Source organism: Halomonas sp. (assembly GCF_014859505.1).
Classification (GTDB): Bacteria; Pseudomonadota; Gammaproteobacteria; order Pseudomonadales; family Halomonadaceae; genus Halomonas.
The window spans coordinates 1-13,197 of sequence record NZ_JACUUD010000086.1 but is presented as its reverse complement, the minus strand read 5'-3'; the positions used below and the strand labels follow the sequence as shown (position 1 = coordinate 13,197).

Below are 13,197 nucleotides of genomic sequence, written 5' to 3'. Positions count from 1 at the left end.
AGCGCCGAGCGCCCCCTGTGATTCGCCGGTGGCGCCTTGCACCTTTCTGGTCTGTCCGTCCGTGCGTCTGCACCCGCGAGGTGCGTGGCGGCTCACCCTGGTGCACCGCGAGAGGGCGAGGGAGCCGCTGACCTGGCCTCGTGATCTATTTCAACTTGCTGAATATCTAGAGAAAAATATTTCATTCCCCATTCTGGTACGCCCCTTGCTAAAAGCTGGTCAGACCCGCTGGACCACGAGCCGCCCATGACCGTTTTCGAGACCTCCCTGGATGCCACGCCGCCGATGGTCGCTTCTTCACCTGCCACCCCGCCGCCGGCATCTGGCCACCGCTTCGATGCGGAGCGGCGCTGGGAAGCGTCGCTTTCGCTGGGATTCTCCGCCCGGGATGGCGCCACGCGGCTGACTCGGGCCCGCCACCGCGGGCCGCTGCGCGTCCAGCGCCCCTTCCATCCGGAAGGGCCCCGGGGCGCTTGCCACGTCTACCTGCTCCATCCTCCCGGTGGCCTGGTCAGCGGCGATGCCCTGCAGATCTCGGTCCGGGTCGAGGAGGGCGCCCATGCGCTGCTGACCACGCCGGCCGCCAACAAGCTCTACCGTGCCGACAGCCACGGGGTGGCCTGGCAGCAGCAGACTGACCTGTGCGTGGCGGACGGCGGCGTGCTGGAGTGGCTGCCCCAGGAGACCATCGCCTTCGATGGCTCCCGGGGGGAGCAGGCCACCGTCATCGAGCTGGCCGGCAGCGCCCGCTGCCTGGGCTGGGAGGTGCTGGCCCTGGGGCGCCCGGCAAGCCGGCTGCCCTATCGCTCGGGGCGCATCGAGCAGCGCTTCCGACTCACCCGCGACGGCAAGCCGCTGTGGCTGGAGCGCCAGCCGCTGGACCCCGCCCACCCGCGCTTCACGGGGCGCTGGGGGCAGGGGGGCGCCACCGTCCAGGCGACCCTCTGGGCGGTGGGGCTCGATGACGAGGGCGAGGCCATCGAGGCGCTGCGCGACGCGCTTCCTATCTCGCCGCGCTGGGCGGTGACCGCCCGCCACGGCGTGCTGCTGCTGCGCTACCTGGGCGATGAACGCCGCGAGGCCTGGACGCTCTGCGAGGCCGCCTGGCGAGTGCTGCGCCCGCGGCTGCTGGGCCTTGAGGCTCACATCCCACGCATCTGGCTGACCTGACCACTCACCTTCGACGGAGACGACGCCATGGAACTGACCCCCCGCGACAAGGACAAGCTGCTGCTCTTCATGGCGGCCCAGTTGGCCGAGCGCCGCCGCGCCCGCGGGCTGAAGCTCAACTACCCGGAGGCGGTGGCGCTGATCAGCTTCGAGATCCTCGAGGGCGCTCGCGATGGCCGCACGGTGGCCGAGCTGATGAGCGCCGGCCGCGAGATCCTGACCCGCGACGATGTCATGGAAGGGGTGGCAGAGCTGGTCGACGAGGTGCAGGTGGAGGCCACCTTCCCCGATGGCACCAAGCTGGTCACCGTCCACACCCCCATCGTCTAGGAGATCCCCATGATTCCCGGTGAGTATCAGTTGCAGGAGGGCGAGATCACGCTCTGCGAGGGGCGAGATCGCCTGACCCTCGAGGTCGCCAATACCGGCGACCGGCCGATCCAGATCGGATCCCACTACCACTTCGCCGAGGCCAACCCGGCGCTGGTCTTCGATCGCGACCGGGCACGGGGGCAGCGCCTCGACGTGGCCGCCGGCACGGCGATCCGCTTCGAGCCCGGCCAGACCCGCGAGGTCACGCTGATTCCCTACGCCGGCCGGCGCCATGTCTATGGCTTCCGCGGCGACATCATGGGCGAGCTGGATGGCAAAGGAGAAGGGGCATGAAGTCGGTCAACAAGATCACGCGACAGGCCTATGCCGACATGTACGGTCCCACGGTGGGCGACCGGGTGCGCCTGGGGGATACCGACCTGTGGATCGAGGTGGAGCGGGACGCCACCCACTATGGCGAGGAGGTGAAGTTCGGCGGCGGCAAGGTGATCCGCGACGGCATGGGCCAGAGCCAGCGCCATGACGCAAGCGTGATGGACACCGTGATCACCAACGCCCTGATCCTCGACTGGTGGGGCATCGTCAAGGCCGACGTGGGGATCCGGGACGGGCGGATTGCCGCCATCGGCAAGGCGGGCAACCCCGATACCCAGCCGGGCGTGGAGATCGTCATCGGCCCCGGCACCGAGATCATCGCCGGCGAGGGCAAGATCCTCACCGCCGGCGCCATCGATGCGCATATCCACTTCGTCTGCCCCCAACTGGTGGAAGAGGCGCTGATGAGCGGCATCACCACCATGCTGGGCGGCGGAACCGGGCCGGCTACCGGTACCAATGCCACCACCTGCACACCGGGGGCGTGGCACATCGGCAAGATGCTCCAGGCGGTCGACGATCTGCCCATGAACATCGGCTTTCTCGGCAAGGGCAATTCGAGCCTGCCCGAGGCCCTCGTGGCCCAGCTGGAGGCCGGTGCCATGGGCCTCAAGCTCCACGAGGACTGGGGCACCACCCCGGCGGCCATCGACAACTGCTTGGCCGTGGCCGAACGCTACGACGTCCAGGTGGCGATCCACACCGACACCTTGAATGAGTCCGGCTTCGTGGAGGACACCCTGGCCGCCTTCAAGGAGCGCGGCATCCACACCTACCACACCGAGGGGGCCGGGGGCGGCCATGCGCCGGACATCATCACCGCCTGCTCGAAGCCCTATGTGCTGCCATCTTCCACCAACCCGACGCGGCCCTACACGGTCAACACCATCGACGAGCACCTGGACATGCTGATGGTGTGCCACCACCTGGACCCCAACATCCCCGAGGACGTGGCCTTCGCCGACTCGCGCATCCGCCGCGAGACCATCGCCGCCGAGGACATCCTGCACGACCTGGGGGTGATCTCGATGATCGCCTCCGACTCACAGGCCATGGGCCGGGTCGGCGAGTCGATCTGTCGCACCTGGCAGACCGCCCACAAGATGAAGGTGCAGCGTGGCCTGCTGCCCGAGGACGAGGCACTCGGCGCCGACAACTTCCGGGCCAAGCGCTATATCGCCAAGGTCACCATCAACCAGGCCATCACCCACGGGATCAGTCATGAGGTGGGCTCGGTGGAGGTGGGCAAGCTGGCCGACCTGGTGCTCTGGAAGCCGGCCTTCTTCGGCACCAAGCCCGCCATGATCATCAAGGGCGGGATGATTGCCGCCGCGCCCATGGGTGATCCCAACGGCTCGATCCCCACTCCCCAGCCGGTGCACTATCGATACATGTTCGGCGCCTTCGGCCGTGCGGCGAGTCAGACGCGGCTGACCTTCGTTAGCCAAGCGGCACTCGATGCGGGCATCGGCGAGCGACTCGGCCTGCACAGCCAACTCTCTGCGAGCAAGAACGTGCGTGGGGTGAGGAAGGGCGACATGAAGCTCAATGACGCCTGCCCCGAGCTCAGCGTTGACCCCCAGACCTACGAGGTGCGTTGCGACGGCGAGCTCTTGACCTGCGAGCCCGCCACCGAGCTGCCCCTGGCCCAGCGCTACCACCTGTTCTGAGCCGCGGGCCATGACAACCGGGGCGAGCGGCGCTGGATCAGCCGCAAAAGACACCAGAGACGATGCCAATGCTGAAACTCACCGAACGACTGGGCCCCATCGCGGCGGACCAGGCCACCGATACCCTGACGCTGCCCTATGAGCGGCGCATGCTTGGTCGCCTCAAGGCGATGAGCGACGCCGGCCGCGAGCTGGGCCTCTTCCTGGACCGCGGTCCCGTGCTGCGCGACGGCGAGGGGCTGCGCGCCGAGAGCGGCGAGGTGGTGCGCATCCGCGCCGCAGAGGAACCGGTGGTCACCGCGCGAATCGATGCCGGGCTGCCACTGGCGCGGCTCGCCTACCACCTGGGCAACCGCCACGTGCAGCTGGCGCTGGGCGAGGACGAGGGGGGTAGCTACGTGCGCTTTCCGCCGGACCATGTGCTGGAGGCGCTGGCCGAGCGGCTCGGCGCGCGGCTTGAGCACCACCAGGCGCCCTTCGACCCGGAGCCCGGCGCCTACCAGCAGGCGGGCGGGCATGGCCACTCGCACGGCCATTCCCATGGCCACGACCCTCATTACCACGATCATGACGCTGGCCACTCCCATGCCCACTGACACGGCCATGACACCGGCCACGGCCGGGCAGGGCAACGATCTGGCGCTGCTGGGCCTGCTGCAACTGGTCAGCCCTGCGCTCCCCATCGGGGCCTTCGCTTTCTCTCAGGGGCTGGAGAGCGCCTTCGAGCTGGGCTGGGTGACCGACGAGGCGAGCCTCGGCGACTGGTTGGAAGGCGTGCTCGAGGACGGCCTGACCCGCTGCGAGCTGCCGGTGCTGTCGCGCCTGCATGCCGCCTGGGGCGCGGGGGACGGCGAGGCGGTGGTCGAGTGGGACCAGTGGCTAGCTGCCAACCGCGAGACCGCGGAGCTCGCCGCCGAGGATGCACGGCTCGGCGCCTCGCTCATGCGGCTGCTGGAGAGCCTCGCGCTGCTGCCAACCAGCACGGCGAGTGAGGCGCCGCCGCTGCCGATGGGGGCCGGTTACGTCACGCTCTTCGCCTGGACGGCCCATGCCCGCGGGGTGCCGGTGCGCCCGGCCCTGCTCGGTTTCGCCTGGGCCTGGCTGGAGAACCAGCTGGCGGTGGCCTGCAAGGCGCTGCCCCTGGGCCACACCGCCGCCCAGCGCCTCGTCGAGCGGCTGCGCCCGGCGCTGGTCGCCGCGGTGGACGAGGCCCTGGCACTGCATGAAGACGCCCTCGGCCCGGCGCTGCCCGGCCTGGCGCTGGCCAGCGCCCTGCACGAGACCCAGTATTCGCGACTGTTCAGAAGCTGACGTGTTCATAAGTGAACGATGTACAACCAGGAGATACGACCATGACCCATTGCCTGCGTGTCGGCGTCGGCGGCCCGGTGGGCTCCGGCAAGACGGCGCTGCTCAAGCAGCTCTGCCTGGCCCTGCGTGACCACTACGATATCGCCGTGGTCACCAACGACATCTACACCCGCGAGGATGCCGATTTCCTGCTCAAGCACGAGGCGTTGGCCGCCGACCGCATCCTCGGCGTGGAGACCGGCGGCTGCCCGCACACCGCCATCCGCGAGGACGCCTCCATGAACCTGGCGGCCATCGACGAGCTCCAGGTGCGCCACCCGGGCCTGGAGCTGGTGCTGGTGGAGTCTGGCGGTGACAACCTCTCGGCTACCTTTAGTCCCGAGCTATCGGACCTGACCCTCTACGTGATCGACGTCTCCGCCGGCGACAAGATCCCGCGCAAGGGTGGGCCGGGCATCACCAAGTCGGACCTGCTGATCATCAACAAGATCGATATCGCCGAGCAGGTGCATGCCTCGCTTGAGGTGATGGAGCGCGACTCGAGGAAGATGCGCGGCGAACGCCCCTTCGTCTTCACCAACCTCTACGACGGCGTGGGGCTCGAGACGATCATCCGGTTCATCCTCGACCGCGGCATGCTGCCGGAGCGCCGGCCGCCGGAGCGCCGGCCGCCGGCAGACGCCCCGTCCGAATCCCGGGCCACTGCCTGAGCCCACTCGCTGATTGCCATCACACAGGAGATCGCTACCATGAAAACGCTATCGACCCCTCGCCTCTCGGCAGCCTTACGCGCCGCTGTCGTGGCTGCCCCCCTGCTGCTGGCAGCGGGCACGGCCCTGGCCCACCCCGGCCACGGTGCCCCCGATGTCCACGCCCATACCGGCCATCCGCTGCTGCTGCTGGCAGGCGCCTTCGCGGTGCTGAGCGTGACCGGGCTGGCCCTGCTGCTTCGGCGTGCCCTTCGCCAGCGTCGGCTGCAGCGCCAGCGCTGAGCACCCTGGCTGTGATGCAGGGCGCCTGACGGGAAATGCCCGGCGAGTGGCCGGGCGTTTCGCGTCTATCGGGTCGGCGGTTGCCTCAGGGCAGCAGGATGGTGGAGCCGGTGGTCTGGCGACCCTGAAGGGCGTCCTGGGCCTGGCCGGCTTCCGCCAGGGGATAGCGGTGCGAGACGTCGACCGCGAGCTTGCCGCTCTCCAGCATGGCGAAGAGTTCGTCGGCCATGCCCTGCAGCCGCTCGGGCGTATCGGCATAGCCGTTGAGGCTGGGGCGGGTGACAAACAGTGAGCCCTTCTGGTTGAGGATGCCGATATTGACCCCCTCCACCGCGCCTGAGGCGTTGCCGAAGCTGACCATCAGCGAGCGCGGCTTGAGGCAGTCCAGCGAGGTCTCCCAGGTATCCTTGCCCACCGAGTCGTAGACCACGTCGCACATGGCGCCGCCGGTCAGCTCACGCACTCGCTCGACCACGTCCTCCCTGGTGTAGTCGATGGTGGCCCAGGCGCCGTTCTTCTCGGCCAGCGCGGCCTTCTCGGGCGAGCTGACGGTGCCGATCAGCTTCACGCCCAGTGCTCTGGCCCACTGGCAGGCGATGGAGCCCACGCCGCCGGCGGCGGCGTGCCAGAGGATGGTTTCCCCCCCCTTGAGGGCAAAGGTCTGGCGCATCAGGTACTGCACCGTCAGGCCCTTGAGCATGCTGGCTGCGGCGGTCTCGAAGTCGATGGACTCGGGAAGCGCCACGACCTTGTCGGCGGGCAGGGTATGCCGCTCGGCGTAGGCGCCGAGCGGCCCCTGGGCGTAGGCGACGCGATCGCCGGGCGTGAGGTGGCTGACCCCCTCGCCCACGGCGTCGACCACGCCGGCCGCCTCGGTACCGAGCCCGGAGGGCAGTGACGGCGCCGGATAGAGGCCGGTGCGGAAGTAGATGTCGATGAAGTTGAGGCCGATGGCGCGGTTGGCGACCCGCACCTCGCCGGGACCGGGCTCGGCAGGTGTGACATCGACGAGTTCGAGCACTTCGGAGCCGCCGGTGCGGGCAAACTGGATACGCTTGGCCATGTTGGTAAGTCCTTGTTTTACTGAATGCAGTACGGGATGTGTCACAGTCGGGACAGGGAAGACATCCAAACGCCAATCGCCCTTCCGGTCAAGTCGGCATCGCCGGCGGCGGCCTCAGGCGGCGGCGAGCCCCTCGACGAAGGCGCGCTTTTCCGCCTCGAAGAAGGCCCGTTCCTGCTTGAAGCGACGCAGCACGGCCTGGTCGTCGAAGGTCAGCGCCGGTGCCAGCCTGCCGGAGAGCGCGGCCGGGTGCTGGAAGGCGAGCCCCACCCGCTGCCCCTGGCCGTCCTCGATCCAGCGGGTGAGCCCGCACTCGCGCAGGAAGGCCTCGTCGAGAATCTCGCTCGGCGTCGCGCAAAGGGGCGCGTTGAGGGCCAGATCGCGGAGCAGGCGTCGCAGGGGCTCGCGGCTCTCCTCGAGGGAGGCGGCGAGCTCGAGGGCCATGCCCTCGCCGCGTTCGTCCATGACCAGCAGCGCCAGCGCCAGGGGCTGGCCCCGGTCATCGAGCAGCGCCCAGAGGCGGGCGGCCTCGGTGGGAAACAGCAGGTGACGGGTGCCGGTGAAGGCGACCAGCGGGGCAAGCCCGGCCTGGACGCCGTGAACCGCCGCGCATAGTCGGGCCAGCCAGGCATCGCGCCTGGCGCCGGCCTCGAGACTCACCACTTTCATCCGGATTCTCCACTCCATGACGGGTTGGCGCGAAGCCTATCATATCTGATCGTCAACACCCGGGCGCCACCCGGCCCCGGCGGGGGCTGTGACTGTGCCCGTCATCTCGCTATGCTGGCGTTCATTGCCGGTCGCTGCTGTCATCGCCCCGCGGTGGCCAGCCCCCCTCAAGGACGCGAGAGGCCCCATGACCCTATCCATCACGCCCCATGCCGCCACGATTCATCCCGCCATCAGGCTGCCACGCCTGATCGCCCACCGCGGCCTGTCGGCCCGGGCTCCCGAGAACACCCTGTCCGCGGTGCGCGCCGCCCAGGCGGCCCACTGCCGCTGGGTCGAGCTGGATGTGCAACTGCTTGGCGACGGCACCCCGGTGATCTGGCATGACGCCACGGTCAAGCGTTGCTCGGACGGTCGCGCGCGGCTCGCGGATCTGGATCTGCCCCGTGCCCGCCGGCTGGACGTGGGCGGCTGGTTCGGTGATGAGTTTCGCGGTGAGCGTATCGCCACCCTGTCCGAGATGCTCGCCCTCGTCGATGCCCTGGGGCTTGGCCTCAATCTGGAGCTCAAGGTGAACCGCGGGCGCAGTGCCGCAGCCCTGGTGGAAGAGGCGGTCCCCGCGGCGCTGGATGCGCTGCCCCCCGAACGGCTCATCGTCTCCTCCTTCAACGACGAAGCGCTGGCCTGCGCCCGGGACCAGGCGCCCGCGGCGAGGCTGGCACTGGGTGTGCTTTTCGAAGGGATTCCCGACGGCTGGCGGCAGCGTTGCGAGGCCCTTGACGCCTTCAGTGTCCACGCCGACTGGACACGCCTGAGTCGGCGTGGCGCCATGTCGATCAGCGAGGCTGGCTACCCTCTGATCTGCTACACCGCCAACGATCCGGCGGCCTTCTCTCACCAGTGGGCCTGGGGCGTGGCCAGCGTGATCAGCGACGATCCCGCCCGCTTTGCGGGCCATCTGCCCGCCGGGGAGTGACACGCTAGGGCAGAGGGGAAAGCCAGGCCGCAGGCAAAGGAAAGGGGCCGCTCCGATGGAGCGGCCCCTTGCGGCTGTCCCGGCTGCGTTCGTCCGGTGGCAGCTGGCTCAGCGGATGGCCGGTGCGGATTCGTCGCGGCCGTCATCCTGCTCCACGACCATGTCATCCTCGACGTGGATCGGCTCCTCGTCCTCGGCGTCGCGCACGCTGCGGGCGCGGTGCTCGATCAGGAAGTAGAGGATCAGGCCGATGCCCAGGCCCCAGGCGGCGCCGTGGGTGGCCAGCACCACGCCCATGATGCCGGCCACGCCCATGGCGGTGGCGTTCTTGATCTGCTCCACCGCCACGGCGATGCACAGGTAGCCGGTGATCAGCAGGGTGATGGAGAGCGCGATCGGCAATACCGGACGGAAAGCGGTGACCAGCGGCAGCAGGAAGAGGGCGAAGAAGCCGACGATCCAGAACACCGCGGTGCCGGAGTAGATGCTCTCCATCGCCTTGCGGCCGTAGCGGTAGCGCTCGGTCACCGTGGCCATGGCGCCGGTGAACAGCGGACCGGCCAGGCCAGGGTAGGGGGCCAACAGGGAGTGCATCAGGTTGCGCAGGCCGGTGATCAGGTGCACGCGGTCGACGTCCACCTCGATCTTCTCGTCGGGGCGCAGGTGGTCGACGCGCTTGATCAGGGTCTGGCCGACGATGATGTCACCAAAGGCGATGATGTAAGCGATGATGGCGGTGGGAATCGCGGCGATCATCAGCTCGGGGCCGGGGGCGCCGATGGAGAAGGGCAGATAGGCCCAGATGCCTCCGAAGTCAGGGATGGCGATGCCCCACTCCACCGACGGTAGCGGGTATTCGCCCACGCCCCAGCCGATGGCCATGGTGATCAGCATGCCGGGCACCATGCCGTAGGCGACGATGTTGCGCGCCCAGCGGTACTTTTCGGCCAGATCGCGGAAGGAGAGCGAGAACAGCACGTAGAGGGTGATCAGGCCGCCGATACCCAGCGAGATGGGCGTATTGTAGAGCCGACCGCCCACGCTGATCTCGCCGCTGATGGCGGCGATGCCGGCGCCCAGCAGGATGCCCGCCTTGATGGAGTCCGGAACGTTGTTGACCAGCTTGGTGCCCAGGCGGGTAACGGCCATGAACAGGAAGATGGCGGTGACCATCAGCTGCAGGGCGATCATCGCCTTGAGGGCGTCGGGGCCCGGTTCGTACTGGCCGATGAAGAGCAGCACCACGGGGATGGCCGGGGTGATCCAGCCGGCGATGAAGGGGATGCCCAGCAGCGGCGGCAGGATGAAACCGATGCCGCAGACCACCACGAAGGCCAGTGCCACCTCGTAGGGAATGCCAAGATACTGTTCCAGCAGCGGGATCATGCCCAGGGAGATGACGAACATCACCAGCGCCTGGATGGTCTCCGGGATGGCCCAGGGAAAATGGATGAAGGGGAGGCGAACCTTGAAGGGGCCCACCGGCCAGAAGGGTTGTTCCTCACCATACTTACGTTTCAGTAGCACGTCGATAACCTCAGCGGTTGGGGTTGTTCATGGCATTCCTCGTTGGCTGTTGTTGTTCTTGGCTGAAGGGTTTTACTCGGGGCGGCCGAGGGGGAACATTCGACCTTGTAACGAGGCGTCTCGTCTCGGGCAGGGTGCGAGTGTCGACAGTCCAGGGCCTGGAATGTCAAAAGAACGCGAAATGACGCGAAAAGTGCGCCAAGAAGCCGGTATGTGCCGATACTATTGTCGACATGTCATGCGCCATGCTGGCATCTTACGTTAACGTAAACTTTGGTCCAATGGGGCGTCTTGTCGGGGTGGGACGAGGGTCAAGTCGAGGGTGAGGCATGGAAAACACGAGGAGGCGGGGCATGTGGCCATGGATCTTGGTGGCGGTGCTGGTGACCTGGATCGCCATGGGCCTCTGGCAGCGCGTCAAGCCGCTGCCACAGGGCGTCGGCGTGGCCTGGCCGGAGCACCCGGTGGATGAGGTGCGCTTCCTGGCCGACGAGTCCTGGTTCGATGCCCGGGGAGAACGCCACCTCGAGCAGGCGATCTTCGACGAGATGCTGGCGCTGATCGGCCAGGCCCGGCGTCTGGTGGTGGTGGACATGTTCCTGTTCAACAACTTCGCCGGCGGCAGCGAGTCGGATGGCATGCGAGCGCTCTCCGGCGAGCTGACCCATGCCCTGGTCGAGCAGAAGCGCCGCCATCCCGGCCTCGAGGCACTGGTGATCAGCGATCCGCTCAACACCCTCTACGGCGGGATCGAGCCCGCTCACCTCGAGGTGCTGCGCTACGCCGGCATCACCGTGGTGCTGACCGATCTCGACCGTCTGCGGGCCTCCAATCCCCTGTGGTCGGGGCTCTGGCACCTGGGCCCGCGCTGGCTGGGCAACAGCGCCCGGGCGGGTTGGCTGCCCAATGCCCTGGGCCCCGGCCGGGTCACCCTGCGCAGCTACCTGGCGCTGCTCAACTTCAATGCCAACCACCGCAAGACCCTGGTGGTGGACCGAGGGACCGGCTGGGCGGGGCTGGTGACCTCGGCCAACCCCCACGACGCCAGCAGCCTCCACGGTAACGTCGCCCTGCGCTTCGAGGGAGCCACGGCCCTGGACCTGCTGGCCTCGGAGCGCACGGTCGCCGCCTGGTCTGGCGTTGCCCTGCCGGGCCCGCGGCCGCTGCCGGCCCCGACAAACGCCGAGGGTGCGCGTCTGCAGCTGCTCACTGAGGGGGCAATCCGTGACGCTCTGCTGAAGTCGATCGAGGCCAGCGGGGAGGGGGATCGCCTCGATCTGGCGGTGTTCTACCTCTCCCATCGCGGCGTGATCGTAGCGCTCAAGCAGGCCAGGCAGCGGGGCGCCGAGGTGCGCGCCCTGCTGGACCTCAACCGCGACGCCTTCGGGCTGGAGAAGGGCGGCATCCCCAACCGGCCGGTGGGGCGCGAGCTGGTCGAGGCCGGCATTGCGGTGCGCTGGTGCGCCACCCGTGGCGAGCAGTGCCACAGCAAGCTGCTGCTGCGCCGTCCCGCGAATGGTGGCGAGGCGGAGCTGATCCTCGGCTCGGCCAACTTCACCCGGCGCAACCTCGACAACCTCAATCTGGAGACCAGCGTTCGGCTGCTGGGCGACCCCGGCTCGCCGGCCCTCGAGCAGGCCGCGGCCTTCTTCGAGCGCCGCTGGGAGAGCTCCCCCGATCGAACCACCAGCGAGCCCTTCGCAGCCTTTGATGACGCCACGACCTGGCAGCGGGTGCGCTACCGGATCATGGAGGCCACCGGGCTTTCCACCTTCTGAACCCTGGTGGCTCTCTACCGGGACGCTGAAGGCTCCCCACCTTCCCGACGGAGTCGTCTTGACAGGGAGGAGCTTTGCCGGCCAGCTTGGGTTAACCGACCCGACAAGGAGACTGGGCATGGACAAGCTGCTGCTGGCCGTGAAGCTGATCATCACGGCGCTGGTACTGATTCTCTTCGTGCAGAACATCGCCATGGTGGAGGTGCGATTCCTGACCTGGAGCCTGTCGCTGCCCATGGCCCTGCTGCTGATGGCGATCTATCTGCTGGGCATGATCAGCGGCAAGAGCCTGATGAGCCTGATCCGCCGGCTGCGCAGAGGCAGGTCCGAGCCCGGCGGGCGCTGAGCGCCCCGGGCCACCTTACTCCACGTGGGTCACCGCCTGGCGGCGGGGGTTGACGTGCCAGGGCAGGCCCAGTCGGGCATTGCGCTCCAGCTCGGCGATCACCTGGGCGCCGAGCAGCAGGATGATGGCCCCCACCTCCAGGCTCAGCAGCATCACGATCAGGGTGGCCAGGGAGCCGTAGACGGCGTTGACGAAGGAGATGTTGGCGAAGTAATAGACCAGCAGCAGGCGCACCCCCTCCCACATCAGGGCGGCCACCAGGCCACCGATCACCGCCCGGCGCAGGGCGACCTTCACCACCGGCAGCACCTTGTAGATGGCGCTGAACAGCAGGAATACCCCGAAGAAGCTGGCCAGGTTGAGCACCGGGCCCGAGAGCCCGGCCAGCGGCATTTCGCGGCCGACCAGCGCCAGCCACAGGGCGTTGATCGAGCTGGCCAGGGTCACCAGCAGGGTCAGCGCCATCAGCCCTGCTCCCAGCACCACCATGAAGGCATAGGGCAGCAGCACCGAGATCCAGACGCTGCGGCCGTGGTGGTGGGTGTCTGGCGCGTGGAAGATGATCGCCAGGGCGTCCTCCAGCATGCGGAAGGCGAAGGAGCTGAACAGCAGCAGGATCGGGAAGCCGAGGATGCCGATCACCTCGCGGGTATCGAGCAGGGCGCGCACCGCCTCCAGCAGCACCTCGGCGTGGGCCGGTGCCAGGTGCTGGGCCTGCACGCTCAGCACCCCGAGCAGGTGTGTCTCGTCCACCACCCGGGCCAGCAGCACCACCAGCAGCGCGAAGAGCGGCACGATGGAGAGCAGGATGTTGTAGCCCACGCCGCCCGCCAGCAGGATGCCGCGGTTGCGCAGGAAGGCGGTGAGCACCCGCCACAGGAAGCGAGCCACCAGCGGCAGCAGGGTGACGGCGAGCTGGCGCGAGGAGCGCGGTGGGGTGGGAGAGGTCATCGGCCTGGCCGTCCATGGGCGTCAGGGCATCATACG

Annotated in this window: 15 protein-coding genes; 11 read left to right on the top strand and 4 right to left on the bottom strand. The window is 68.3% G+C overall.

The features are described from left to right. Positions 1-285: 285 nt before the first annotated feature. The 8 genes from IBX53_RS11545 to IBX53_RS11510 all read left to right on the top strand — a co-directional run bounded on the left by IBX53_RS11545 (position 286) and on the right by IBX53_RS11510 (position 5,851). On the top strand, positions 286-1,170 hold the full coding sequence (locus IBX53_RS11545; protein WP_290909336.1) for an urease accessory protein UreD: 885 nt from the start codon (positions 286-288) through the stop codon (positions 1,168-1,170). Between the two features lie 27 nt (positions 1,171-1,197). Further along, the gene (locus IBX53_RS11540) at positions 1,198-1,500 is read left to right on the top strand and encodes an urease subunit gamma (RefSeq protein ID WP_290909329.1); all 303 of its coding nucleotides are present in this window, start codon (positions 1,198-1,200) and stop codon (positions 1,498-1,500) included. Positions 1,501-1,509: 9 nt separating this feature from the next. Beyond that, on the top strand, positions 1,510-1,836 hold the full coding sequence (locus IBX53_RS11535) for an urease subunit beta (protein ID WP_290909328.1): 327 nt from the start codon (positions 1,510-1,512) through the stop codon (positions 1,834-1,836). Next, the gene (gene ureC, locus IBX53_RS11530) at positions 1,833-3,548 is read left to right on the top strand and encodes an urease subunit alpha (RefSeq protein ID WP_290909325.1); all 1,716 of its coding nucleotides are present in this window, start codon (positions 1,833-1,835) and stop codon (positions 3,546-3,548) included. Before IBX53_RS11535 ends, ureC begins: the two co-directional genes overlap by 4 nt. A gap of 68 nt (positions 3,549-3,616) precedes the next feature. After that, positions 3,617-4,144, top strand: a complete 528-nt coding sequence (ureE, locus tag IBX53_RS11525; protein ID WP_290909334.1) for an urease accessory protein UreE — start codon at positions 3,617-3,619, stop codon at positions 4,142-4,144. Then, on the top strand, positions 4,134-4,859 hold the full coding sequence (locus IBX53_RS11520; RefSeq protein WP_290909331.1) for an urease accessory protein UreF: 726 nt from the start codon (positions 4,134-4,136) through the stop codon (positions 4,857-4,859). The genes ureE and IBX53_RS11520 overlap by 11 nt, the downstream gene beginning before the upstream one ends. A 41-nt stretch (positions 4,860-4,900) precedes the next feature. Then, entirely contained in the window at positions 4,901-5,569 is a 669-nt protein-coding gene (ureG, locus tag IBX53_RS11515) for an urease accessory protein UreG (RefSeq protein ID WP_290909324.1), read from the top strand. A 39-nt stretch (positions 5,570-5,608) separates the two neighbouring features. Continuing rightward, on the top strand, positions 5,609-5,851 hold the full coding sequence (locus tag IBX53_RS11510) for a hypothetical protein (RefSeq protein WP_290909321.1): 243 nt from the start codon (positions 5,609-5,611) through the stop codon (positions 5,849-5,851). Positions 5,852-5,936: 85 nt separating this feature from the next. On the opposite strand, the gene IBX53_RS11505 is transcribed toward IBX53_RS11510, so the two are convergent. Then, positions 5,937-6,914 (bottom strand): NADPH:quinone reductase, encoded by a 978-nt coding sequence (locus IBX53_RS11505; protein WP_290909319.1) that lies wholly within the window; start codon positions 6,912-6,914, stop codon positions 5,937-5,939. A gap of 114 nt (positions 6,915-7,028) precedes the next feature. Then, positions 7,029-7,583 (bottom strand): hypothetical protein, encoded by a 555-nt coding sequence (locus IBX53_RS11500; RefSeq protein WP_290909316.1) that lies wholly within the window; start codon positions 7,581-7,583, stop codon positions 7,029-7,031. A gap of 187 nt (positions 7,584-7,770) precedes the next feature. Between IBX53_RS11500 and IBX53_RS11495 the strand changes: the two genes are divergently transcribed. After that, positions 7,771-8,559, top strand: a complete 789-nt coding sequence (locus tag IBX53_RS11495) for a glycerophosphodiester phosphodiesterase family protein (RefSeq protein ID WP_290909312.1) — start codon at positions 7,771-7,773, stop codon at positions 8,557-8,559. A 108-nt stretch (positions 8,560-8,667) separates the two neighbouring features. Here the strand turns inward: IBX53_RS11495 and IBX53_RS11490 are convergent, their stop codons facing one another. After that, a complete protein-coding gene (locus IBX53_RS11490; protein ID WP_290909310.1) occupies positions 8,668-10,086 on the bottom strand; it encodes a xanthine/uracil/vitamin C permease in 1,419 nt (472 codons plus the stop codon). Between the two features lie 353 nt (positions 10,087-10,439). Between IBX53_RS11490 and IBX53_RS11485 the strand changes: the two genes are divergently transcribed. Together IBX53_RS11485 and IBX53_RS11480 are read left to right on the top strand one after the other, a co-directional pair. Continuing rightward, a complete protein-coding gene (locus IBX53_RS11485; protein WP_290909308.1) occupies positions 10,440-11,864 on the top strand; it encodes a phospholipase D family protein in 1,425 nt (474 codons plus the stop codon). Positions 11,865-11,982: 118 nt separating this feature from the next. Beyond that, on the top strand, positions 11,983-12,210 hold the full coding sequence (locus IBX53_RS11480) for a LapA family protein (protein ID WP_290909306.1): 228 nt from the start codon (positions 11,983-11,985) through the stop codon (positions 12,208-12,210). A 15-nt stretch (positions 12,211-12,225) separates the two neighbouring features. Here IBX53_RS11480 and IBX53_RS11475 read toward each other — a convergent pair whose 3' ends face one another. Next, positions 12,226-13,161, bottom strand: coding sequence for a YihY/virulence factor BrkB family protein (locus IBX53_RS11475; protein WP_290909304.1), 936 nt, complete (start codon positions 13,159-13,161; stop codon positions 12,226-12,228). Between the last annotated feature and the right edge of the window lie 36 nt (positions 13,162-13,197).